Here is a 24,033-nt window from a genome sequence, read left to right on the forward strand (position 1 = left end):
TCAACTAGTGACAAAAAAGAAGAACCGAAGAAAGAAGAAAAATCAACAAATGGTTCTACACAATCATCTAACGATTCTTCTTCACAAGAATAAGAAAGTGAAAAAATCAGTTCTCACTAGGAGAGCTGATTTTTTTATTTCTATATAAAAATAATCAATTTCGAGAAAAAAGTTGCAAAAACAAGGAAAAATGACGAGATTCTCGAATATATATTACAAAAGGGAGGGGATACTGTGTCATTTTTATTTGTTCTGTCGACTGCTATTATTTTATTGTTTGTTTTATTCACTTTATATTATTATATTGCCGGTAAGAAAGAGGTTCCCCACCATCAGTTGTTAGAAGAAGAATTGGAACGAGAAGAATGACGCCTTTTATACAAGGTGTCATTTTTTTTGGCCATAATAGTCAGTTTTAACGTATTTCTCACAAAAAAATGTAATTTTTCTTAACTTAGTCCGCAAAAATAGTGAACATGTAGCATATATCAGTAGTGCGGGCAATACAATGGTATAAACCAAAGCAAAGAGAGTGTTTGAGGTGAGAAATCGTGAATCATTTCATTATAAATCCAAGAATGTTTAACGCTTACAAACAGCACTCACACTTACTTCTTAGTCGTATGCAGCGAGGCTCATTTCACCCTTCTCACATCCAAATTAGGGAGGCGAGTGGTGTGCACGATTACATCAAAGAGAGAACTATCAAGATTGGTAAGTATATCGTGGAGACAAGAAAGACAGTGCGTGTCATTGCAAAGGAATTTGGGGTATCAAAGAGTACAGTTCATAAAGATTTAACAGAACGTCTACCAGAGATTAATCCAGAGCTCGCAAATGAAGTAAAAGAAATTCTTGATTATCATAAGTCTATTCGTCATTTAAGAGGTGGAGAAGCAACAAAACAAAAGTATAGAAAAGAAGATGTAGAGAAGCCTGTACGTCAATAATGTTACAGTAGCAAACATTCCGTTCACATTCGGTAATATTTTTCAGAAGAATTCTTTTTGCGAATATTACGTTTCTGTTAAATTTATGATAAAATCAGAAATTAGGTGAAAAGAATTCGGGTGTAACCTGATTTTGAATATCGAGGAGGAAAAAACGGGAATGTTTGCGCGAGATATCGGAATTGACCTAGGTACGGCTAATGTATTAATTCATGTTAAAGGTAAGGGTATTGTATTAAACGAGCCATCTGTTGTGGCAATTGATCGTAATAGTGGTAAAGTATTAGCAGTCGGTGAAGAAGCGAGAAGTATGGTGGGACGTACGCCTGGTAATATTGTAGCAATTCGTCCGCTTAAAGATGGTGTAATAGCAGATTTCGAAATTACAGAAGCAATGTTAAAGTATTTCATTAACAAATTGGACGTAAAGAGCTTCTTTTCAAAACCTCGTATTTTAATTTGTTGTCCAACAAATATTACATCAGTAGAACAAAAAGCAATTCGTGAAGCTGCTGAACGTTCAGGTGGTAAAACAGTATTTTTAGAAGAAGAACCAAAAGTAGCTGCAGTTGGTGCTGGTATGGAAATCTTCCAACCAAGCGGTAACATGGTTGTTGATATTGGTGGAGGTACAACAGATATCGCTGTACTATCTATGGGTGATATTGTTACCTCTTCCTCTATCAAAATGGCTGGCGATAAGTTTGATATGGAGATCTTAAACTATATTAAACGTAAGTATAAGCTATTAATCGGGGAACGTACTTCAGAAGATATTAAAATTAAAGTTGGTACAGTATTCCCAGGTGCACGTAGCGAAGAACTTGAAATTCGCGGACGTGACATGGTAACCGGCTTACCACGTACAATTACAGTATGCTCTGAAGAAATTACAGAAGCATTAAAAGAAAATGCAGCTGTTATTGTACAAGCTGCAAAAGGCGTATTAGAGCGCACACCACCAGAATTATCTGCAGATATCATCGACCGCGGTGTTATTCTAACAGGCGGTGGAGCTTTACTACATGGTATCGACATGCTTCTAGCAGAAGAACTAAAAGTACCAGTATTAATTGCTGAAAACCCAATGCACTGCGTTGCGGTTGGTACAGGTATTATGTTAGAGAATATCGACAGATTACCAAAGCGTGCTTTGAGATAATTTGAAAGAACTAAGGCTGACGCCTTAGTTCTTTTTTTTATTTTTATATTTTTTTATTTTGATTTTTTGCGAAAATGGAAGGAAAATAGAGAAATATGAAGGAAACAGGTAAAATATTCATATATATGGTTAAATTTAATATTTCCTTATTTGAAAACGTTTATAATATAATGAGTCGAATACGACATTAAGGCAAATAATGTTTCAATACATATTGCCTTTCCCTAATTTGGGCATACACTCTTTTCTACCTCCGTGTCAGTTGCAAAAATGTGCAACTATTTTAATGGAATAGAGTGTGTGCATTTTTTTTTAGGAAGTTGTGCTAAATATAAAATGTTACTTTGTAATGACAAATAATAAACAAAATGGGATAATAGCAATATGTCCAAGTGGTAAGACCAATATTACAAAAGGGGCGATTGTTACATGCTAAATATAGAACAAATTAAAGAAATCATTCCTCACCGCTATCCATTTTTACTTGTTGATAAAATATTAGAAGTAGATGAAGGAAAAAGAGCGGTTGGGATTAAAAATGTATCCGCAAACGAAGAATTCTTTAACGGACACTTCCCTGACTATGCAGTTATGCCTGGTGTACTTATTGTAGAAGCATTAGCGCAAGTTGGAGCAGTTGCAGTATTAAAGAAAGAAGAAAACCGCGGAAGACTTGCTTTCTTTGCAGGTATCGACAATTGCCGTTTCAAAAAACAAGTACGCCCAGGTGATCAGCTTCGTCTAGAAGTAGAAATGACACGCGTACGCGGCCCGATTGGAAAAGGAAAAGCAATCGCAACAGTAGATGGTGAAGTTGCATGTGAGGCAGAAATTACATTTGCGATTGGTGATAAAAAAGAATAGAAATTAAAAAATCTCCTTGTGAAAAGACAAGGAGATTTTTTAATTTCTGCTATATAACGATGAAACGATAATTTACAAACTAATCAGAAAATAACTTGTAAATAGATGGCAATTACCATATACTTACTTTATTATTTATCTAGAAAACAGGATAAGTAATAAAGGTAATAAAGAAATAAGGGCATTGTCATATTGTTAAGGTACTTAAATAAGACAAAGTAGAATGTTATTGATTATGATGAAATGTGGGGAACTCAGCAAGAATATTAATTAGACGTATGAAATCGAGCATAAAAGAGAGAAAAGGGAAATGTCGCATTTCACAAAAGGAGATTATGAATATGTTCGGGAGAAAGAAAAGAAAACCATTACGACAATTAATTACACATAAAGAGCCTAAATCGCGTATTACAGAACAATACCGTAACATTCGTACAAACATTGAGTTTACATCTGTAGATAATCATGTTCGTTCTATCATTGTTACTTCAGCAGATCCAGGTGATGGGAAAACAACAACAATCGCAAACTTAGCAGTCGTTTTCGGACAACAAGGAAAGAAAGTTTTATTAATTGGAGCTGACTTGCGTAAGCCGACGATACAAAACTTATTTGCCATTCATAGTTCAAATGGGTTAACGAACTTATTATCAGGACAAGCGAAACTTATGCAATGCATTCAAAAAACAGATATAGAGAACGTATACTTAATGGCAGCAGGTCCAATCCCGCCAAACCCAGCAGAATTATTAGGGAGCCGGGCAATGGACGAGGCGTTGCTAGAAGCATATAACATGTTTGATATTATATTAATTGACACACCACCTGTCCTTGCGGTTACGGATGCACAAATACTTGCGAATAAATGTGATGGAATCGTACTCGTTGTACGCAGTGAAAAGACAGAAAAAGATAAAATCGTAAAAGCGAAACAAATATTAGATAAAGCATCAGGAAAAATACTTGGAGTCGTTTTAAACGATAAAAGAGAAGAAAAAGAGCAGTATGGTTATTACTAAAATAGAAAAAAGCCAATAAGGAATACTTGTTGGCTTTTTTCTCATTTTGAAATTTATTTCTCAAGTTACATAGTATAAAAAACGTGATATGATAAATATTTTGGAAAATCATTGGAATGTGTTGTCATATTTAAGATTATTTTGTAAGATTAAACTTGTTTCTTGTGAACAAATATAGAACTGAATTATTAAAAATAAAAAATGTAAGATTTATATGTTATAATTTTTCCTATGTGTAAATTTTAGAAAGTTGGAGGAACCTATGGAAGAAACAATTAGTCTAAAAGAGTTATTTCATATCTTAAAAAAACGTTTAGCAATGATCCTCGTAATCGCCTTTGGTGCAGCTATTGTAAGTGCTATCATTAGCTTTTTCTTTATGACACCAATCTATCAATCTTCGACGCAAATTCTTGTTAATCAGAAGAAGCAAGAAGGGACAATGTTCCAAGCCGGTGAAATTCAAACGAATATTCAATTAACGAATACATATAAGGTTATTATTAAAAGTCCAGTAATCTTAGAACAAGTGAATGAAAAATTAAATTTAAATATGACATCTCAAGCGTTAACAGGAAAGATTAATGTTGCGAATGAAAAGGATTCACAAGTAATCTCTGTAACAGCTGAGGATAAAGATCCAAAACTAGCCCGTGATATTGCAAATGCAACCGCTGATGTATTTAAAGGTGAAGTTGCAAAAATTATGAACGTTGATAACGTAACAGTGCTATCTAAAGCAGAAGTGGCAGAAAATCAATCTCCGATTAAACCAGTGCCTATGCTTAATGTAGCAATTGCTTTCGTTGTTGGTTTAATGGCTTCAGTTGGTCTTGCGTTCTTACTAGAATACTTAGATAACACAGTGAAAAAAGAAGAAGATGTAGAAAACTTACTGGGATTACCAGTACTAGGTATCGTTGCTCGTATGGATGAAGAAACATTGAACGTGAAATCACACGCTCCATCATCAAGAAAAGTGAGGGGACAAACAATTGGCTCTTAATTTATTTAAAAAGAAAAAAAATCATCGTCAACGTCGTCAATTAATTGCTCATCAGCAACCGAAATCACCAATTTCAGAACAATATCGTAATATTCGAACGAATATTGAATTTGCAGCTATTGATACGAATTTACATTCATTAATGGTCACGTCTGCAAACCCAAGCGAAGGGAAAACGACAACGACAGCGAATATGGCAGTTGTGTTTGCTCAACAAGGAAAAAAAGTATTATTAATTGATGCAGATATGCGTAAACCAGCAATGCATCAAATGTTTCAAGTAGATAATATTTTCGGACTCACGAACGTATTAACACATAGTGAACATTTAGAAAAATGTGTACAAACGACATCTGTAGACAACCTACACTTTTTAGCTTGTGGCCCAATCCCACCAAACCCGGCCGAATTGTTAGGTTCAAAATCAATGAAAGAACTTCTTGGACAAGCATACAGTATGTACGATTTAGTTATTTTTGATATGCCGCCAATTTTAGCTGTAACAGATGCGCAAATTATGGCAAATGTATGTGATGCTTCTATTCTTGTTGTTCGCAGTGAATCAACAGAGAAAGAAACAGCGGTAAAAGCAAAAGGGTTGTTAGAATCGGCTAAAGGTAAATTGTTGGGTGTTGTTCTGAACGATCGTGAACGTGAAGAGGGCTTATATTATTATTACGGTGCAAACTAATTAAAAGAGTGAGATATGGTAAAAACATATCTCCTTTTTTCCCTTGAATATGAGCTATATCTCATATTCAAGGGAAAAAAGATCTTTATAGGAGAGAGGGAGGATGAAACAAATGATAGATTTACATTGTCACATTTTACCTGGTATCGATGACGGTGCACAAACCGTAACAGATAGTTTAGCAATGGCACAACAAGCCGTGTCAGAAGGAATACATACAATTGTCGCAACGCCGCATCATCAAAATGGAAAATATGTAAATGAACGTACCTCAATTATTCATCACGTAAAACAACTAAATGATGAACTACAACAATATAATATTCCACTTACTATTTTACCGGGACAAGAAGTCAGATTATATGGTGATTTATTAGAAGACTATGAAGCTGGTAAAATCGTTACTTTAAATGAAACAAATAAATATATATTCATTGAATTTCCATCAAATCACGTACCACGTTATGCCGAACAATTATTATACGAATTACGTGTAAAGGGAATGATTCCAATTATCGTTCACCCAGAACGCAATGCCGAGTTAATCGAGCGGCCAGATAAGTTATATAACATTGTAAATAAAGGGGCATTAACGCAAGTAACGGCAGGCAGTTTATTAGGGAAATTTGGGAAGAAAATCAAAAAATTTTCACTACAACTTGTAGAACATAATTTAACACATATGGTCGCTTCAGATGCACATAATACGACGTCAAGAGGATTTCATTTAGCGGAAAGCTATGAATTAATTGAGAAAGAATTCGGAATGAATGTTATGAGTGATTTGAAAGAAAATCCATATTTATTAATTAGCGGGAAAGCGATCTACAAAGAAGATCCAGAACAAATTCGCCGTAAAAAACTGTTTGGTATTTTTTAAATAAAAATTGGTGATGTCTCCTAACCGTTATCAACGGGGGCACTCGGTCGTGCTGTGGGTAGAAATTTTTATTTCGAGCCTACCTTAGACGCTTGTCGTCGGGAGTATGACGTGAGGATGGGTTAGATGCCCATAATTTATTTATGTTAGAAACTCTACTTATGGAGTTGTAAAGACGACCCTATAAGTAGGGTTTTTGTTATTGTTACATATGGATATAATAATATGTTTGGGGGTACTAGATTTGAAAAAAGTAAGAAAAGCAATTATTCCAGCTGCGGGACTGGGGACAAGATTTTTACCGGTAACAAAGGCAATGCCGAAAGAAATGTTACCAATTGTTGATAAACCAACAATTCAATACATAGTAGAAGAAGCGATAGAATCAGGAATTGAAGATATTATTATTGTTACTGGAAAAGGTAAACGTGCGATTGAAGATCATTTTGATCATTCCTTTGAATTAGAGCAAAGCTTACTAGAAAAAGGGAAGCATGAGATGCTAGAAAAAGTACAAGCTTCTTCAAAAATTAATATTCATTACATACGACAAAAGGAACCAAAAGGGCTAGGACACGCAGTGTGGTGTGCACGTAAATTTATTGGAAATGAACCATTTGCGGTATTACTTGGTGATGATATTGTGCAAGCAGAAACACCGTGTTTACGTCAATTAATGGATCAATATGAAGGTACACAGTCGTCGGTTATTGGTGTACAAACAGTACCTGAAAGCGAAACACATCGTTACGGTATTATCGATCCGGTTGAACAGAATGATCGCCGTTATCAAGTACGTCAATTTGTGGAGAAGCCAACTCAAGGAACTGCACCATCAAATTTAGCAATTATGGGACGCTACGTATTAACGCCAGAAATTTTTATGCTCCTTGAAAATCAACAAACAGGTGCTGGTGGGGAAATCCAATTAACAGATGCCATTCAACGATTAAATGAAGTTCAACGTGTATTTGCATATGACTTTGAGGGTACGCGTTACGATGTTGGGGAGAAGTTTGGATTTATTAAGACGACGATTGAAATGGCACTCCAAAATGAAGAATTAAATGTAGAGTTAATGAAATATATGAAAGAACTCGTAAAAAAGGAAGAGGTACATTCATAAGAGAATGTCCTTTTTTATTATGAATAAGATAAGAATTATATAAAGAAGGGAACAGGTATATTGAGTTATCGAAGACGGCTCTCATTATTAATTTTATTAGATTCATTTATCGTATTAACTGCCGTGTATTTAAGTTATTGGTTTATACATCCAAATGTATTAAACAAAATTCCTATGACAGTAGTTATTAGTTCTATTACATTATTGTGTAGTCATCATGTTTTTGCTGCTATTTATAAGCTTTATAATAAGGCATGGGAATATGCAAGTATTGGTGAATTAAAACAAATATTTAAGGCAATCACACTATCAATTTTAGTAACAGCAATTGTTCAACAAATTATAAATCATGATATTTATGTTCGAATTTTAGCTATTGCATGGATGTTACATTTATTATTAATTGGTGGTTCTCGTTTTGTCTGGCGTATGTTTCGTGATACATATATTACAAAAGCTACTGATAAAAAACGAACATTAATTATCGGTGCTGGTTCAGCAGGAACGATGGTAGTACGTCAATTACAACATAATAAAGAAGCAGATTTATATCCAATCGCATTTGTTGATGATGATAGAAATAAGCAAAAATTAGAAATTTATAATGTGCCGGTTGTTGGTACAACAAACCATCTTAAAGAAATTGTAGAAGATAATGACATAGAACATATTATTATTGCTATTCCTTCTTTAAATCGTAAACAAATAAACGAGATTTTTGAGAAGTGTAGAAAAACGAAGGCGAAAACACAAATTGTGCCAATGCTTGAGGACCTTCTAGATGGTACAGTTTCTGTTAATGAAGTGCGTGATGTACAAGTAGAGGATTTATTGGGTAGAGAACCAATTCAATTAGATGATGCCGGTATTGGAGAGAAGATTACAGGTAAAACAATTTTAGTAACAGGTGCGGGTGGATCAATTGGATCCGAAATTTGTCGTCAAGTAATGAAGTACAAACCGGGTAAAATTGTTCTTCTAGGACATGGTGAAAACAGTATTTATAATATCGAAATGGAAATGAGAGTTACGTATAAAGATACAGTTGAAATTATGACAGAAATTGCAGATGTACAAGATCGAAATAAGATTTTTGAAATAATTGATAAGCATCGCCCGTATATTGTTTATCATGCGGCTGCACATAAACATGTACCTTTAATGGAACGTAATCCTGAAGAGGCTGTGAAAAATAATATTTTTGGTACAAAAAATGTTGCAGAAGCAGCGGATACATTTAAAGTGAATACATTTGTTATGGTTTCTACAGATAAAGCTGTAAATCCTACGAATGTAATGGGAGCTACAAAGCGATTTGCAGAAATGCTTGTACAGCATTTGGCAGCTGTAAGTACTAATACAAAATTTGTTGCCGTTCGATTTGGTAATGTTCTTGGAAGTAGGGGAAGTGTAATCCCATTATTTAAGAAGCAAATTCAAAAAGGTGGACCTGTAACAGTTACTCATCCTGATATGATTCGTTACTTTATGACGATACCAGAAGCTTCAAGACTAGTTATTCAGGCTGGAACGCTAGCTAAAGGTGGAGAGCTGTTTGTTCTTGATATGGGAGATCCAGTGAAAATTGTTGATTTGGCAAGAAATCTTATTACTCTTTCAGGATATTCAATTGAAGAAATTGGAATTGAATTTACTGGGCTAAGACCAGGAGAAAAAATGTATGAAGAGCTGCTAAACGAAGGAGAAATTCATCCTGAACAAATATTCCCTAAGATTCATATTGGGAAGGCTGTCTTAATGGAGCAAGAAATTTTAAGGCAGTTTATGAATGATTTTGAAGGAATGGGCAAAGAGGATATAAGAGAAAGATTATTAGAGATTGCTAATACTAAGGTTTTAAATTAACAGTTATTTGGTTTTTGGAACACTTATTCATATGTTAGGAAAATTGAGGTGGTAATAAAAGTGATATATAAAAAGGGTTTGAAACAAATAGTAGATTGTATTTTTGCAATTGTAGGTTTAGTAGTATCATCACCTTTATTCTTATTATTAATAATTTGTATAAAGCTGGATTCGAAAGGTCCTGTATTATTTAAACAGCGACGAATCGGTAAAGGGAAAAAAGAATTTTATATTTTAAAGTTTAGAACGATGAGGATTGATACCCCAAAAGATATGCCAACTCATCTTTTGGAAGATCCTGAAATGTATATAACAAAAGTCGGAAAGTTTTTACGTAAAACAAGCTTAGATGAACTTCCACAAATAATAAATATTATTAAAGGTGAAATGAGTATAATTGGGCCTCGACCTGCACTTTGGAATCAATATGATTTAATTAAAGAACGTGATAAATACGGTGCAAATGATGTTACACCAGGATTGACAGGGTGGGCACAAATAAATGGAAGAGATGAACTTCCTATTGATGTAAAGGCAAAATTAGATGGTGAATACGTAGAAAAATTATCACCATTATTTGATTTGAAGGTATTTTTTATGACTATAAAGAGTGTCTTGAAATCTGAAGGTGTTAAGGAAGGGAAAAATAATAGTAATGAACGAAACTCTGAAAAGAGAAAAGAGGCAAGTTCATAAATGAATAAGAAAAGAATTTTAATAACTGGAAAAGAAAGTTATATAGGAACAAATTTTGAAAAATGGGTTAATAATTGGTCAAATCAATATGATGTTGCCAAAATATCTGTTAGAAATGATGGGTGGAAACAACAGGACTTTTCTAAATATGATGTTGTTTTACACGTAGCTGGAATTGCACATGTTTCAGCTGATCCTAAAATGGAAGAAATGTATTATAAGATTAATAGGGATTTAGCAATTAATATCGCAGAAAAAGCAAAAAAAGAAAATGTTAAGCAATTTATTTTTATGAGTAGCATGATTATCTACGGTGCAGACGGAAAATTAGGTGAACCTAAAATTATTACTGCAGAAACTGAGCCAAGTCCTATTGATTTTTATGGGAGAAGTAAGCTCGAAGCGGATTTAGCTATTCAAAAAATGAATAGTAATAATTTTAAAACGGTTATGGTGCGAACACCAATGGTATATGGACCAAACTGTAAGGGTAATTTTCCTAGGTTAAAAACGCTAGCAGAAAAATCACCAATTTTTCCTGAGATAAGTAATGAAAGAAGTATGATATTCATTGATAACCTGTGTGAATTTTTAAAGATTGTTATTGACAAAGAGTTGGATGGGATATTTTTCCCGCAAAATAAAGAATATGTTAGTACGAAAGATATTATAAGTCTTATGGCTATCAACATGAATAAGAAAGTCCACTTTATTAAAACATTTAATCCAGTCATAAAGATAATGTCAAAAAAGATAAATGTCGTTAATAAGGTATTGGGAAATAAGGCGTATGATAAAAAATTAAATCCTGAGTTTGACTATTGCGTTGTTGATTTTGAAACTTCTATAAAAATAAGTATGTAATTAGGTGAACATAAAATTATGAAGAAAAAAGTACTATTATTAGGTAACCATGGATTTGTAATATACAATTTTCGTAAAGAACTAATTCAAGAATTGTTGGGGCAAGGCTATGAAGTATATATATCTTTACCCAAAGACGAAAAAGTAGATAAGATGGTTGAATGGGGATGTAAATTCGTAGAAACAAATGTTGATCGAAGGGGCACAAACCCAGTAACTGATTTTAAACTAGTCGCGCATTATATTAAAATATTGAAGGAAATAAAACCAGATGTTGTATTGACATATACAATAAAACCAAATTTATACGGAGGATTAGCTTGTAGGCTTTTAAATATTCCATGTATAAATAATATTACAGGTTTAGGAAGTGGATTTAGTAAGAGTTCAATTTTAAAAACGTTTTTATCTACTTTATATAAGGTAAGTTTGAAAAAGTCTTATTGTGTTTTCTTTCAAAATACTGAAGATATGAGAATGTTAGTAGATAGGAATATAATTAAAGGACAGTATGAACTTATTCCGGGTTCAGGAGTGAATTTGGAAGAATATAAATTTAAAGACTTTCCAAAAGAAGATGTGCTGAAATTTATTTTTATTGGAAGAATTATGAAGGATAAAGGCATTGATCAATATTTAGAAGCTGCAAAAATTATAAAAACAAAATATCCAGACACACAATTTAATGTAATAGGTTTTGTTGAGAAAACACAGCCACATTATAATGACATGATTAATCAGCTGCAAAATGAAGGATTTATTACATACTTAGGATATCAATCGGATGTTAAGCCATTTGTTAAAGAAGCTCATTGTCTTATTCAAGCTTCTCATGGTGGAGAAGGCTTATCTAATGTTTTATTAGAAGCAGCTGCTACGGGCCGAGCATTAATAGCTTCTAATATTCCTGGATGTAGAGAAACGATCTCTGAAGGTAAAAACGGATATATATTTGAAGCAAAAAGTACTAGTAGCTTAGTGGAACAAATTGAAAAATTTATTCACTTAACACATATAGAAAGAAAACAAATGGGTACGAATTCTAGAGAAAAAATTGAAAAAGAGTTTGACAGGAATATAGTAGTAAAAGCATACATGAATAAAGTGGATAAAATTTGTAATAAATAAAGCGATATAGAGTGTAGAATATGATCAAAATAGCAGTAGGTACACAGCCAACAGATGATGTTAGTGCAGATTTTCAATATGTACTTACAGTTGCGGAAATTATTGCAAAGAACTTGGGGGATGGAGGGACCTACTGTGATTTTGGTGTAGCTTCAAATTTAGGGTTCTTAGGAGAATAATCTACTGCTAGAAATCTTATCCATCCTGATAGGGTTGTAGTGGGGTTGAAAATGCAAAGGTGCGTGTGTTAATAAAAGAGGTTTATGGAGTACTTTATTTAAATGGTATTTCTATTCAAGACGGGATTAATGAATTTATGAAGTGGTATACGAAGAAGGTTAAGTGACTTATTAGAGATCAGCCTTTTGAGGAGGGATACAAATGATTATTGCACATATTATAAGTCACCTTAATACTGGTGGAGCGGAAAAATTAGTCGCTGAAATTTCTAATTCTATGAGTAAGAAGGGAATGAGAATAAAGGTTATTACTTTATTTAAAGGAAGAGGAGTGCCTTTTAAAATATTAGATACCAATAATGTAGAATTAATAGAGCTTAATTATGGGAAAAAGTTTAATCCAAAGATTGCATGGGATATATACAGATTAACAAAAGATTGTGATATAGTTCATGCTCATACGTATTATGCACAATTATATGGTAGTATCTTTATTCCGAAGAAAAAGTTAATTACAACAGAACATAGTACACATAATAATAGACGTGGGAAGATTCTTTTTCGATTAACGGATTACCTTATGTATAGACAGTATTCAAAAGTAATTTGTATTAGTAAGGGAACGAAAGAAAGTTTAACAAATTGGATTGAAAGCACTCAAAAAAAATCTTTGATTATTCATAATGGTATCGATCTTAAAATTTTTTTTGATGCAAAACCTATACCTAGGAAAGATATAGGAGTAAGTAATGATAAAGTAATATTGATATGTGTAGGAAGATTAGAAAAAGCTAAAAATCATGAGAGTTTAATCAAAGCTTTTAAAAATATTAATAGTAAAGCAATATTGCTTCTAGTAGGAAATGGACAAAGAGAAGACCGATTAAGATTACTTATAAAGGAACTAGGATTGACGGACAGGGTAATTTTATTAGGGCAAAGAACGGATGTAGAAAGACTCTTAAAGACAAGTGATATATTTATTTTGCCGTCGTTATGGGAAGGATTTGGTTTAGCTGCAATTGAAGCACTTGCTTGTGGGCTTCCGGTCTTACTTTCGGATGTGGAAGGTCTAAAGGGGATTACTGATAATCTTGATGGCCCAATAGATTATTTTAATGCTAAGAATTATAAGGAAATTGAGATGAAAACAAATCAAATGATTGAACGTTTGTCTTGTTTGAAAGATGAAAAGGTTATACAAAAGAATGATTTAGAGCGGTATAGTCTTGAAAATATGGTAATGAAATATTTGGAGGTTTATGAATTGAATATTAGTGGAGTAAGAAAATAAGGGGGGAGAATAAGAGGTGCAACAATCCATTAGAGCAAGTGGAATAATAGTTTTTATAGCTTATTTAGGGTTATTAACTTTATTCTTACCACCTATTTTTCTACCCATAATGGGTTCTGTATTTACATTATATATAGGTGAAATATTTATACTGCTTTTAAGTTTTTTTTGTATACTTTCTATTGTAAGACGAGGAGAATTGAGAACAAATAAGATTATTAGAATTCTTTTTGTTTTTCTAGTAATAAGTTCCTTATCTATATTAACGGCAGATAATATTGGAAGGTATTTAATTGGTTTTACAACGTATTTCGAAACATTTTTAATTTTGTTGATATTTTTCAATTTTAATTTTAATAAGGTTCAACAAACAAATATGATGAATTACTATTTGTATTCAGGAGTAATATTATCTCTATGGATAATACAAAAGACCATATTTGAAAATCATGGGGATTTTATAATAGGGAATAAGATTGCATTAGACATTGGTAACAGTAACTATTTGGCATCAATTTTAATGATACCTTTTTATATTTTTTATACTATTTTATTAAGAGAAGGATCGGCTTTTACAAGTAAGAAAAAGATTAAAAGTTTTATTGGTTTGATATTTATTGGTGCGGCAATAATTTATACCGGATCAAGAACATGCTTGGGTATTATAGGTGTTCTGACGATTATATATGTACTAAAAGATGTAGTACTAACCAAGCAGAGTATAGCCAAGACCATTGTTTCTTTAATTTTAATAGGTGCGTTTGTTATTGGATTGTATATATTTGCTGGAGATTTTATTAATCAAATGGTAAATGAGGGACGCTTTGATAATCTTAGAAATCAATCAAATTTATTAGAGCGTGGAGTTATTTTTCAAGAGTATTTTAATGCATTTTTGCAGAGTCCCATTTTTGGAAATGGTTTTAACAATGTAAATGCTCTTAATCAATATTATTTAGCACATAATTTTATACTGCAAGTGTTAGGTGATAATGGCATTATTACTTGTGCACTATTTTTGATTTTTATTTTGTCTGTTTTAATCTTTTTGCGAAAGGGTATAAGAGATAGTAAAAATATTGAATTAAACATCTTTATGTTAGGGTACAAACGTGGTTTTTATGCAGTTTTGTTACATGGATTACTAGAGCCTAATTTTGGAACTAAGCTTTTTATGATATATCTATTTTTAGGGTTAGGTATTATTATATCTTGTGTGAATACAGAAATAGCAGATAAGCATAGTTAAGATAATAATAAAAGTTAAATTGAAGCTTTGTTGTTTAGTTTTATTTTGAAAGAATAAACTGGGTTATATAAGATTGTTAGCCCAGTTTATTAATAGTGATTTAGAAGAGTATTTTTCATAATCAATTAATTAGAATTAGTGTAATAAAAATATTTTTATACTAAATTGTGTGAAGTTTAAAGAGGGAAATTATAGGGTTTTTATATAAAAGGAGATAGATGTAAAGTGGATGGTATTTCTTTTGTTATTGTTAATTATAATACAAAATACATAACTGAAGATTGTGTTAATTCAATAAATAACAATAAAAGTCTGGAAAAATTCAAGTATGAAATTATCATTGTTGATAATGATTCTAGTGACGGGTCTAGGGAATATTTTGAAGAACAAGCATTTATTAATACTACAATAATTGAAAATGATAATAATGAAGGATTTGGAAAGGCAAATAATTTAGGCGTTCAATCTTGCAAAGGTAAATATATAGTTTTATTAAATAGTGATACCCTTGCAGGAGAAACCGATTTCAAATTACTGATAGATACAATGCAGCGTAATAATAATATAGGAGTTTTGTCTGCTAAAATATTAAATAGAGATAGTAGTATTCAGTCTCTTGGTTTTAGTTTTCCTAGCTTAATAAATGAATTGAAATTAAATTTTTTATTTTGGAATTTTAATTTTATGAAAAGGATCAGGTTAAAGGGCTATAAGAATAAAGGCTTATTTAAGATTGACTGGGTTTCAGGAAGTTTTATGGTTATTAGAAAAGATGATTATTGTTCAGTTGGTGGGTTTGATGAAAATATATTTATGTATGCGGAAGATTTAGAGTTATGTTATAAGTTGTATTTAAATCATAAATATAGTTATGTCTTAGATGAAACAGCTATATATCATTTACATGGAGAATCAGGTAATAAAAGTAAAATAACATTAAGCAAATTAATAAAAAGAAGAAAAAACTATAATTATGTTATACAAAAACATAAGATGTCAAATTCCTTTAAATTGTTGATTATGAAAGCTATATATTTTATACATGCTGTAATATTAGTAACAATAAAAAAAATCAAGGCATAGTAAATCGTGTGCATTTGAATTTATAGAGTATTATGTAGGGAGAAAACATTTCTGCTTCTCCAAATAAGGTTGTACGACAAATGTGGCTAAAAGTAAGTTGTAAATTATACTTATTTACAACTTATCTTGAATTGAAATATTTTAGGTTTCCTTATACTCTTAATTTTAAATGTTTAAAATCTAAATCAAAAAGGGAGTATTTTAATGATTTCATTCATAGCGAGATATATGAAATTAATTTTATTTAAGAAGAAATGGCGTAAATTAAATAGACACAATTCCACAAACCCAGGAAACATTTTCCCTGCTGATTTAGTTACAGTAGGGAATTTTTCATATGGAAAATTAAATGTAAATTCTTATGGTAATAAAAACGAAGAATTGATGATTGGTAACTTGGTTTCAATTGGTGGGAATGTACTTTTCATGTTAGGTGGAAATCATAAATATGATTGTCTAACAACATATCCCTTCAAGAAAAAAATTTTGTTTAAAGAAAGTGAAGCAATTACTAAGGGTCCTATCATCGTAGAAGATGACGTTTGGATTGGAAATAACGCAATAATTTTGTCTGGTATTACAATTGGGAAAGGTGCTATTGTGGCAGCCGGTAGTGTGGTAACTAAAAATGTAGAGCCTTACAGTATAGTAGGAGGAAATCCAGCCCAATTAATTAAGTATAGATTTAGTGAAGAGGTAATAAGACAGCTTCTAAATGTAGATTTAAGTAAAATAGATATGCAATTTATATTAGAAAATGAAGAACTATTATATAAAACGATTAATGAGGATAATTTAAAGGAATTGCTTCTTAAGTTATCTTAAAAAATATTTTAAGATAACTATACTTGTTTTTACGTTTATAGGTGACTTGTTGCCTATTATAACATTTATGATTTTTTCTAAAGACTAATTTATTAGAACGCTAAAGTAATTCTAATGCGTAATTATATAACATTATATGTGAAATAGAGGGCTGTAGTTTGAAACTAATTAAAGATATCTTAAAAGTTTTTAACTCAAATGTATTAATGCTACTTAGTAATATAATTTTAAGTATATTCCTTCCATTATCATTAAGTGTTGATGAATTTGGGGAATATAGAAAGTATATACTGTATATATCTTATATAGCCATCTTCAATTTAGGGTATATAGATGGTATTTTTATTAAATACGGTGGCAAAAATTTAGAAGATAATAAGAAAAGTTTAAGAGCAGAGCATAAGTTTTTAGTAATCTTTCAACTTATTGTTACTATTATTTTAATATGTATATCAGTTTTGGAAAAAGATATTTTACTGTTGTTAATTTCACTTTCTATTATTCCGATAAATGTTAATGGTTTTCATAAAATGCTATATCAGTCAACAGGTTTATTCACTAAGTATTCTAGAATAAATATACTATTCACTATTTTTAATCTGATTTTCATTGGATGTTTGTTAGTATTAAAGATTGATAATTCTTCGTATTATATAGCTGCGACTTTGATTGCTAATATTTTGCTATTATTAATAGTAGAGTATGACTTTTATAAACTAGTTGGTGGAATAAGAAATGATCTTAAAATAAATTATTTGTATTATTTTAAAGTCGGAATTTTTATTTTAGCGGGTAATTTTTCTATATTGCTATTCAATAATATTGGTCTGTGGATAGTAAATTTTTTCTTTTCAATTAAAGAATTTGCACAATATTCTTTTGCAACGTCGATGTTAAACATGATTCTTTTAGGAGTTAGCTCAGTTGGTTTGACTTTTTATAATTATTTAGCAAGAAATGAAGATAAACAAATGGTTAAACTCACAACAAAAATATTGATTATATTAGGAATAATAGCTGGATGTATATTCTTTATTTTAAAATTATTTATAAGTAAAATCTTACCTCATTATTCAGCTTCGTTGGATATTATAGCTGTTTCATTTGTAAACTTACCATATATTATGGTTATTAATGTAATACTTATAAATCTCTATAAGGCTAGAAAACAAGAAAAGAAGTTTTTTTTAATAGTAGTTACAATGTTATTTATTAGTACAATATTAAATTTTATTTCTTTTATTATATTTCATTCTTTAACTTTAATAGCCCTTGCAACAACGATTAGTTATATAATTTGGTTTCTTGCTTGCACAAACATAGATTTCAAATATCTTAAAAGTGATTGGACGCAATTGTTTGTATTATCTGTCCATTTCGTTGTGTTTTTAGCTTGTTCAAATTATTTAAATTGGGCTATTGGGTTATTAATTTATAGTGGAGTAGTTTTAATTTTAATGTTTATATTCTATAAACAGGATTTTTTGAAATTAATAAATATGGTTAAAAAAGTTAGAAATTAAATTATTGGTATATATACCCTATTTTATTTAGCGGTGTATATATCATCTATTCTGTAACTAGGGGGACTAAAATGAAAGGCATTATTTTAGCAGGTGGTAGTGGAACTCGTCTTTATCCATTAACAATGGTTACAAGTAAACAATTACTACCTATTTATGATAAACCAATGATTTACTATCCATTATCAACGTTAATGTTAGCAGGAATTCGTGAAATTTTAATTATTTCGACACCAGAAGATACTCCACGTTTTGAGGCATTATTAGGTGATGGCTCTCAATTTGGAATTTCACTTCAATATAAAGTTCAACCAAGTCCTGATGGTTTAGCCCAGGCATTTATTATTGGTGAAGAGTTTATTGGTAATGATTCTGTCGCTATGGTATTAGGGGACAATATTTATTATGGTAGTGGACTTCGCAAAATGTTACAACGTGCGGCGAATAAAGAAAAAGGTGCTACAGTATTTGGTTATCATGTAAATGATCCAGAGCGTTTTGGTGTAGTGGAATTTGATGAGAATGGGAAAGTATTAAGCGTAGAAGAAAAACCGGAAGAGCCAAAATCAAATTATGCAATAACTGGTTTATATTTCTATGATAATCGTGTAATTGAAATTGCTAAAAATGTTAAGCCATCAGCACGTGGTGAATTAGAAATTACATCTATAAATGAAGCATATTTAAATAGTGGTGAATTAGAAGTTGAATTATTAGGTCGTGGATACACATGGCTAGATACAGGAACTCATAAGAGTCTAGTAGATGCAACAAACTTTGTGAAAACAGTTGAAGACCATCAAGGAATTAAAATCGCTGCTCTTGAAGAGGTTGGCTTTATTAATGGCTGGATTAATAAAGAAACTCTAATTGAATCAGGTAATCAATGCTCTAAAAATGGCTATGGTCAATATTTATTAAAGGTAGCAAATGGTAGCATTAAATACTAATTTGGAGTGAACATAATGAAAGTTTTAGATACAAACTTATTAGGCGTTAAAGTGATTGAACCAAAAGTGTTTGGAGATCATCGTGGTTGGTTTATGGAAACTTATAGCGATAAGGCAATGAAAGAAGCAGGAATCGAACTGGAATTTGTACAAGATAATCAATCATTTTCAGCAACAAAGGGTACGCTTCGCGGCTTACACTATCAATTAAATCCTAAGGCGCAAACTAAGCTTGTGCGTTGTACACGTGGATCGATATTTGATGTGGCAGTAGATATCCGTAAGGGAAGTCCTACATATGGTCAATGGTTTGGTATTGAGCTAAGTGCAGAAAATAAAAAACAGTTATTAGTTCCAAAAGGGTTTGCACATGGATTTATGACATTAACTGATGACGTTGAGGTTCAATATAAAGTTGATGAACTTTATGCTCCCGAGTGTGATCGAGGAATTATTTGGAACGATGCTGAAGTTGGTGTTGAGTGGCCAATGGAAATTCAGCCAGTACTATCTGAAAAAGATAAAAAAGCACCTTCATTAAAAGAAGCAGAAAATAACTTTGTATACGGGGAGTGAAAAAATGAAAATTTTAGTAACCGGTTATAATGGTCAGCTTGGATATGACGTAGTAAAACGTGGAGAGAAGCAAGGACTAGAAATGCAAGGTATTGGAATAGAAGATTTAGATATTACAAACGAAGCTGCGGTTTATGAATTTGTAGATAAAGTAAAACCAGATGCAATTATTCATTGTGCAGCATATACGGCTGTTGATAAATCTGAAGATGATAAAGAACTTTGCTGGAATGTGAATGTAGAGGGTACAAAATATCTTGCTACAGCAGCAAAAAAATTAAATGCTAAATTTGTTTATATTAGTACAGATTATGTATTTGATGGAGAAGACACTCATGCATTTGTAGAAACTGACGTACCTAATCCGGTTGGATACTATGGTTTAACAAAGTATGAGGGAGAAAAAGTAGTTAGAAGCTTGATAGATAACAACTTTATTGTGCGTATTTCATGGGTATTCGGTATTAATGGAAATAACTTTATTAAGACAATGCTTCGTTTAGGTGAAACACGTAATGAACTGAACGTTGTGGGAGATCAAATAGGATCACCAACTTACACGTATGATTTAGCTCGTTTGTTAGTTGACATGGTCGTAACAGAGAAATATGGTACATATCATGCTACAAATGAAGGCTTCTGTAGTTGGGCTGAATTTGCGCAAGAAATCTTTGAAATAGCAGAACAAGATGTGAAAGTAAATAGTATTACAACAGAAGAGTATCCTACTCGTGCAGTACGTCCTAAAAATTCACGTATGTCTAAGCAGAAATTAATTGATAATGGATTTGAGCCATTACAAGATTGGAAGAAAGCGACAAAACATTATATTACACAATTACAGCAAGAGGTGAAATAAGATGGAAAAAAAGAAAGTATTAGTAACAGGTGGCGCGGGTTTTATCGGAGGAAACTTTGTACATTATATGGTAAATAAATATCCAGATTATCATATTGTAAATTTAGATGTATTGACATATGCGGGAGATTTAACAAAGCATAAAGATATTGAGGACAAAGATAACTATTCATTCGCTAAGGTTGATATCGTAGACCGTCAAGCAGTAAACCAACTATTTGAACAAGAAAAATTCGATTACGTTGTGCATTTTGCTGCAGAGAGTCATGTGGATCGTTCTATTGCTGAACCTGAAGTGTTTATTAGTACAAATGTATTAGGAACACAAGTATTATTAGATGCAGCGAAAGCATTTGGTATTACTAAATTTGTCCATGTATCGACAGATGAAGTATATGGTGAATTAGATTTTGATCCAACTACATTCTTTACAGAAGAGATGCCTTTACAACCAAATAGCCCATATAGTGCAAGTAAAGCTTCTTCTGATCTATTAGTTCGAGCATATCATGAAACATTTGGATTACCAATTAACATTACACGTTGCTCAAACAACTATGGGCCATTCCATTTCCCAGAAAAATTAATTCCATTAACAATTTCACGTGTGTTAAATGATGAAAAGGTTCCTGTATATGGAGACGGTAAAAATATTCGCGACTGGTTACACGTTATTGATCATTGTGCCGCAATTGATCTAGTTATGCATGAGGGTGCAAATGGAGATGTTTATAATGTTGGCGGACATAATGAGCGTACAAATTTAGAAGTTGTTCAAACAATTATTAGTACGCTTGGTAAGTCTGAGGAATTAATCGAGTTCGTTCAAGATCGATTAGGCCATGATAAACGTTATGCGATTGATCCGACGAAGCTAGAAAAATTAGGCTGGAAACCAACTTATACATTTGAAACAGGGATTGCTCAAACAATTCAGTGGTATTTAGATAACACTGAGTGGTGGGAACAAATTATTAGTGGTGAATACAAGAAATACTTTAAGGAGCAATATAGCATATAAGCTTCCTAATAGAGGAAAGAGGGTATAATCATGTACAAAATAGCAGTAGCAGGAACAGGTTATGTAGGTTTAGTAGCGGGTGTATGCTTTGCAGAAGTAGGGCATCAAGTAACCTGTGTTGATATTGATGAAAAAAAAGTAGAGTTAATGAAATCAGGTGTTTCACCAATTTATGAAGCTGATTTAGAGGAATTAATGCAGAAAAATTATGCTGCTGGAAGAATTAATTATACAACAGATTACAAGTCAGCATATAAAGATGCAGATGCTATTTTCATTGGAGTTGGAACCCCAGAGCAAGCTGATGGTTCTGCAAACCTTTCATATATTGCAACTGTGGCAAAACAAATTGCCGAAAGTGTAGAAAAAGATTGTCTTGTTGTTGTAAAATCGACTGTTCCAATTGGAACAAATGATAAAGTAGAGCAGTTTATTCAAGACTTTTTAGTTAATAATGTGAAAGTTGAAGTGGCATCAAACCCAGAATTTTTAGCTCAAGGTTCCGCTGTTCATGATACGTTATATGCAGAAAGAATTGTTATCGGTACAGAAAGTAAATGGGCAGAAGAAGTATTAACGAATCTTTATAAGCCATTTCATTTACCTATCGTTTCAGTAAACAGACGTTCAGCTGAAATGATTAAATATGCATCTAATGATTTCCTAGCTCTTAAAATTTCTTACATGAATGATATTGCAAATCTTTGTGAATTGGTCGGAGCGGATATTCAAGATGTTGCAAAAGGTATGAGTTTTGATGAGCGTATTGGAAGTAAGTTTTTAAATGCAGGTATTGGATTTGGAGGTTCATGCTTCCCTAAAGATACGAAAGCATTAGAATATTTAGCAAGACAAAATGGTTACGAGTTAAGAACAGTAAAGGCTGTAATTGATGTGAATAAAGATCAAAAGACTTTATTATACAAAAAGGCGAGTCAGCGGTTAATTACTTTTAACGGTCTTAAAGTAGCGGTGTTGGGTTTAACATTTAAACCTGGTACAGATGATTTAAGAGAAGCTGCATCCCTTGAAAATATTCCTCTATTATTAGAGCAAGGTGCTGATATTTATGCATTTGATCCAGTCGGTGCAAATAATTTTGCAAAAGTGTATCCAGAAGGAAGCAATAAACATGGAAATATCACATACGTAACAAATATTGAACAAGCTTTAGAAGGGGCAAATGTTTGCTTTATCTTTACAGAATGGGGAGAAGTTAAGGCGTTAACTCCAGAAATGTATAAAAAATTAATGAGGACACCTTTAATTTATGACGGAAGAAACATATATGATATTCAGTCTATGCAAGAAGCGGGTATAGAGTATCATTCTATTGGTAGAAAATCAACAAGTAGAGACCGTAGGAAGGAGCTGTCTAATATTGAATTACAAACCTCTAAATAATGAAAAAAAATACCTTGTCACTGGAGCAGCTGGTTTTGTAGGATACTTTTTATCTAAAAGATTACTAGAACAAGGTTGCCAAGTAATAGGTGTTGATAATATAAATGATTATTATGATGTGAACCTTAAATATGCTCGTTTAGAGCAACTTAAGCCATATGATAAATTTACTTTCATTAAAGGTGATATCTCTGATAAAGATATGATTACTAAACTTTTTGAGGAGCATAAGCCAAATATTGTAGTGAATTTAGCTGCGCAAGCGGGTGTAAGATATTCAATTGAAAATCCAGATGTATATATTCAAAGTAATGTTATTGGTTTTTATAATATCCTAGAAGCGTGTAGACATTACCCAGTAGATCATCTTGTATATGCATCATCTAGTTCTGTGTATGGAGCTAATAAAAAGGTACCATTTGAGGAAACAGATTTTGTAGACAATCCAGTATCACTTTATGCATCTACTAAAAAATCAAATGAGTTAATGGCACATACGTATAGTCATTTGTACAAGATTCCTGCAACGGGATTACGTTTCTTTACTGTATACGGTCCTATGGGACGTCCAGATATGGCGTATTTTGGATTTACTGATAAGTATTTTGCTGGTGAGTCAATTAAGATATTTAATAATGGTGATTTTGAAAATGACCTGTATCGTGATTTTACTTACATAGATGATATTGTTGAAGGAATCCAACGTCTTTTAAGTAGTCCTCCTAAAGGTAATGTGGAACACAAAGTGTTTAATATAGGGAATAACAACCCTGAAAAGTTAATGGTATTTATTGAGACATTAGAGAAAGCATTAGGAA

At 32.0% G+C, this 24,033-nt stretch carries 25 protein-coding genes; all 25 read left to right on the forward strand.

Annotation, left to right across the window (positions count from 1 at the left end):
• Positions 1–234 precede the first annotated feature (234 nt).
• Positions 235–369, forward strand: coding sequence for a hypothetical protein (locus tag MR167_RS22135; protein ID WP_000008903.1), 135 nt, complete (start codon positions 235–237; stop codon positions 367–369).
• A gap of 308 nt (positions 370–677) precedes the next feature.
• Positions 678–950, forward strand: coding sequence for a sporulation transcriptional regulator SpoIIID (gene spoIIID, locus MR167_RS22140; protein WP_000544012.1), 273 nt, complete (start codon positions 678–680; stop codon positions 948–950).
• A 160-nt stretch (positions 951–1,110) separates the two neighbouring features.
• Entirely contained in the window at positions 1,111–2,112 is a 1,002-nt protein-coding gene (gene mreB / locus MR167_RS22145) for a rod shape-determining protein (RefSeq protein WP_000457978.1), read from the forward strand.
• A 429-nt stretch (positions 2,113–2,541) separates the two neighbouring features.
• A complete protein-coding gene (gene fabZ, locus MR167_RS22150) occupies positions 2,542–2,976 on the forward strand; it encodes a 3-hydroxyacyl-ACP dehydratase FabZ (protein WP_000931959.1) in 435 nt (144 codons plus the stop codon).
• Between the two features lie 341 nt (positions 2,977–3,317).
• Entirely contained in the window at positions 3,318–3,995 is a 678-nt protein-coding gene (locus MR167_RS22155; RefSeq protein ID WP_000467944.1) for a CpsD/CapB family tyrosine-protein kinase, read from the forward strand.
• Between the two features lie 262 nt (positions 3,996–4,257).
• Positions 4,258–5,001 carry a YveK family protein gene (locus MR167_RS22160; RefSeq protein WP_000393161.1) on the forward strand — a complete coding sequence of 248 codons (744 nt, stop codon included), beginning with the start codon at positions 4,258–4,260 and terminating at the stop codon, positions 4,999–5,001.
• A complete protein-coding gene (locus MR167_RS22165) occupies positions 4,991–5,692 on the forward strand; it encodes a CpsD/CapB family tyrosine-protein kinase (RefSeq protein ID WP_001207145.1) in 702 nt (233 codons plus the stop codon). The genes MR167_RS22160 and MR167_RS22165 overlap by 11 nt, the downstream gene beginning before the upstream one ends.
• A 112-nt stretch (positions 5,693–5,804) precedes the next feature.
• On the forward strand, positions 5,805–6,572 hold the full coding sequence (locus MR167_RS22170) for a tyrosine-protein phosphatase (protein WP_002162966.1): 768 nt from the start codon (positions 5,805–5,807) through the stop codon (positions 6,570–6,572).
• Between the two features lie 244 nt (positions 6,573–6,816).
• Complete coding sequence (bpsC, locus tag MR167_RS22175) at positions 6,817–7,698, forward strand: UTP--glucose-1-phosphate uridylyltransferase BpsC (RefSeq protein WP_184121455.1); 882 nt, start codon at positions 6,817–6,819, stop codon at positions 7,696–7,698.
• Positions 7,699–7,758: 60 nt separating this feature from the next.
• Positions 7,759–9,564, forward strand: coding sequence for a polysaccharide biosynthesis protein (locus MR167_RS22180; RefSeq protein ID WP_000122184.1), 1,806 nt, complete (start codon positions 7,759–7,761; stop codon positions 9,562–9,564).
• 60 nt (positions 9,565–9,624) lie between these two features.
• Positions 9,625–10,260 (forward strand): sugar transferase, encoded by a 636-nt coding sequence (locus MR167_RS22185; RefSeq protein WP_000639474.1) that lies wholly within the window; start codon positions 9,625–9,627, stop codon positions 10,258–10,260.
• The gene (locus tag MR167_RS22190; protein ID WP_001036191.1) at positions 10,261–11,124 is read left to right on the forward strand and encodes an NAD-dependent epimerase/dehydratase family protein; all 864 of its coding nucleotides are present in this window, start codon (positions 10,261–10,263) and stop codon (positions 11,122–11,124) included.
• An 18-nt stretch (positions 11,125–11,142) separates the two neighbouring features.
• Positions 11,143–12,252: a glycosyltransferase family 4 protein gene (locus MR167_RS22195; protein WP_000731031.1), complete on the forward strand. Its 1,110-nt coding sequence runs from the start codon at positions 11,143–11,145 to the stop codon at positions 12,250–12,252.
• A gap of 20 nt (positions 12,253–12,272) precedes the next feature.
• The gene (locus MR167_RS22200; RefSeq protein WP_002162968.1) at positions 12,273–12,431 is read left to right on the forward strand and encodes a hypothetical protein; all 159 of its coding nucleotides are present in this window, start codon (positions 12,273–12,275) and stop codon (positions 12,429–12,431) included.
• A gap of 202 nt (positions 12,432–12,633) precedes the next feature.
• Entirely contained in the window at positions 12,634–13,725 is a 1,092-nt protein-coding gene (locus MR167_RS22205; RefSeq protein WP_000582294.1) for a glycosyltransferase, read from the forward strand.
• Between the two features lie 16 nt (positions 13,726–13,741).
• The gene (locus MR167_RS33405; RefSeq protein ID WP_242315481.1) at positions 13,742–14,974 is read left to right on the forward strand and encodes an O-antigen ligase family protein; all 1,233 of its coding nucleotides are present in this window, start codon (positions 13,742–13,744) and stop codon (positions 14,972–14,974) included.
• Between the two features lie 225 nt (positions 14,975–15,199).
• Positions 15,200–16,057: a glycosyltransferase family 2 protein gene (locus MR167_RS22215; RefSeq protein ID WP_242315483.1), complete on the forward strand. Its 858-nt coding sequence runs from the start codon at positions 15,200–15,202 to the stop codon at positions 16,055–16,057.
• 204 nt (positions 16,058–16,261) lie between these two features.
• Entirely contained in the window at positions 16,262–16,882 is a 621-nt protein-coding gene (locus MR167_RS22220) for a CatB-related O-acetyltransferase (RefSeq protein ID WP_000622805.1), read from the forward strand.
• A gap of 158 nt (positions 16,883–17,040) precedes the next feature.
• On the forward strand, positions 17,041–18,405 hold the full coding sequence (locus MR167_RS22225; protein ID WP_000766911.1) for a lipopolysaccharide biosynthesis protein: 1,365 nt from the start codon (positions 17,041–17,043) through the stop codon (positions 18,403–18,405).
• Between the two features lie 71 nt (positions 18,406–18,476).
• Positions 18,477–19,355: a glucose-1-phosphate thymidylyltransferase RfbA gene (gene rfbA, locus MR167_RS22230; RefSeq protein WP_242315484.1), complete on the forward strand. Its 879-nt coding sequence runs from the start codon at positions 18,477–18,479 to the stop codon at positions 19,353–19,355.
• A 15-nt stretch (positions 19,356–19,370) separates the two neighbouring features.
• Positions 19,371–19,931 (forward strand): dTDP-4-dehydrorhamnose 3,5-epimerase, encoded by a 561-nt coding sequence (gene rfbC / locus MR167_RS22235; RefSeq protein ID WP_000865814.1) that lies wholly within the window; start codon positions 19,371–19,373, stop codon positions 19,929–19,931.
• Positions 19,932–19,935: 4 nt separating this feature from the next.
• Positions 19,936–20,790, forward strand: coding sequence for a dTDP-4-dehydrorhamnose reductase (gene rfbD / locus MR167_RS22240; protein ID WP_000699476.1), 855 nt, complete (start codon positions 19,936–19,938; stop codon positions 20,788–20,790).
• A gap of 1 nt (position 20,791) precedes the next feature.
• The gene (gene rfbB, locus MR167_RS22245) at positions 20,792–21,811 is read left to right on the forward strand and encodes a dTDP-glucose 4,6-dehydratase (protein WP_000412305.1); all 1,020 of its coding nucleotides are present in this window, start codon (positions 20,792–20,794) and stop codon (positions 21,809–21,811) included.
• Between the two features lie 30 nt (positions 21,812–21,841).
• Positions 21,842–23,215: a UDP-glucose dehydrogenase family protein gene (locus MR167_RS22250; RefSeq protein ID WP_000276548.1), complete on the forward strand. Its 1,374-nt coding sequence runs from the start codon at positions 21,842–21,844 to the stop codon at positions 23,213–23,215.
• Positions 23,193–24,033 (forward strand): NAD-dependent epimerase/dehydratase family protein (locus MR167_RS22255; RefSeq protein WP_242315486.1); only part of this gene is annotated, 841 nt, incomplete at its 3' end. The genes MR167_RS22250 and MR167_RS22255, both read left to right, overlap by 23 nt.

Source organism: Bacillus cereus group sp. BfR-BA-01355, from assembly GCF_022663675.1.
GTDB classification, from domain to species: Bacteria; Bacillota; Bacilli; order Bacillales; family Bacillaceae_G; genus Bacillus_A; species Bacillus_A thuringiensis_S.

What these genes read in the sequence shown, in the direction of transcription:
- mreB (WP_000457978.1), top strand. Translation starts at nt 1,111, where the DNA reads ATGTTTGCGCGAGATATCGGAATTGACCTAGGTACGGCTAATGTATTA.
- fabZ (WP_000931959.1), top strand. Translation starts at nt 2,542, where the DNA reads ATGCTAAATATAGAACAAATTAAAGAAATCATTCCTCACCGCTATCCA.
- MR167_RS22155 (WP_000467944.1), top strand. Translation starts at nt 3,318, where the DNA reads ATGTTCGGGAGAAAGAAAAGAAAACCATTACGACAATTAATTACACAT.
- MR167_RS22160 (WP_000393161.1), top strand. Translation starts at nt 4,258, where the DNA reads ATGGAAGAAACAATTAGTCTAAAAGAGTTATTTCATATCTTAAAAAAA.
- MR167_RS22170 (WP_002162966.1), top strand. Translation starts at nt 5,805, where the DNA reads ATGATAGATTTACATTGTCACATTTTACCTGGTATCGATGACGGTGCA.
- MR167_RS22190 (WP_001036191.1), top strand. Translation starts at nt 10,261, where the DNA reads ATGAATAAGAAAAGAATTTTAATAACTGGAAAAGAAAGTTATATAGGA.
- MR167_RS22195 (WP_000731031.1), top strand. Translation starts at nt 11,143, where the DNA reads ATGAAGAAAAAAGTACTATTATTAGGTAACCATGGATTTGTAATATAC.
- MR167_RS22200 (WP_002162968.1), top strand. Translation starts at nt 12,273, where the DNA reads ATGATCAAAATAGCAGTAGGTACACAGCCAACAGATGATGTTAGTGCA.
- MR167_RS22205 (WP_000582294.1), top strand. Translation starts at nt 12,634, where the DNA reads ATGATTATTGCACATATTATAAGTCACCTTAATACTGGTGGAGCGGAA.
- MR167_RS22220 (WP_000622805.1), top strand. Translation starts at nt 16,262, where the DNA reads ATGATTTCATTCATAGCGAGATATATGAAATTAATTTTATTTAAGAAG.
- rfbA (WP_242315484.1), top strand. Translation starts at nt 18,477, where the DNA reads ATGAAAGGCATTATTTTAGCAGGTGGTAGTGGAACTCGTCTTTATCCA.
- rfbC (WP_000865814.1), top strand. Translation starts at nt 19,371, where the DNA reads ATGAAAGTTTTAGATACAAACTTATTAGGCGTTAAAGTGATTGAACCA.
- rfbD (WP_000699476.1), top strand. Translation starts at nt 19,936, where the DNA reads ATGAAAATTTTAGTAACCGGTTATAATGGTCAGCTTGGATATGACGTA.
- rfbB (WP_000412305.1), top strand. Translation starts at nt 20,792, where the DNA reads ATGGAAAAAAAGAAAGTATTAGTAACAGGTGGCGCGGGTTTTATCGGA.
- MR167_RS22250 (WP_000276548.1), top strand. Translation starts at nt 21,842, where the DNA reads ATGTACAAAATAGCAGTAGCAGGAACAGGTTATGTAGGTTTAGTAGCG.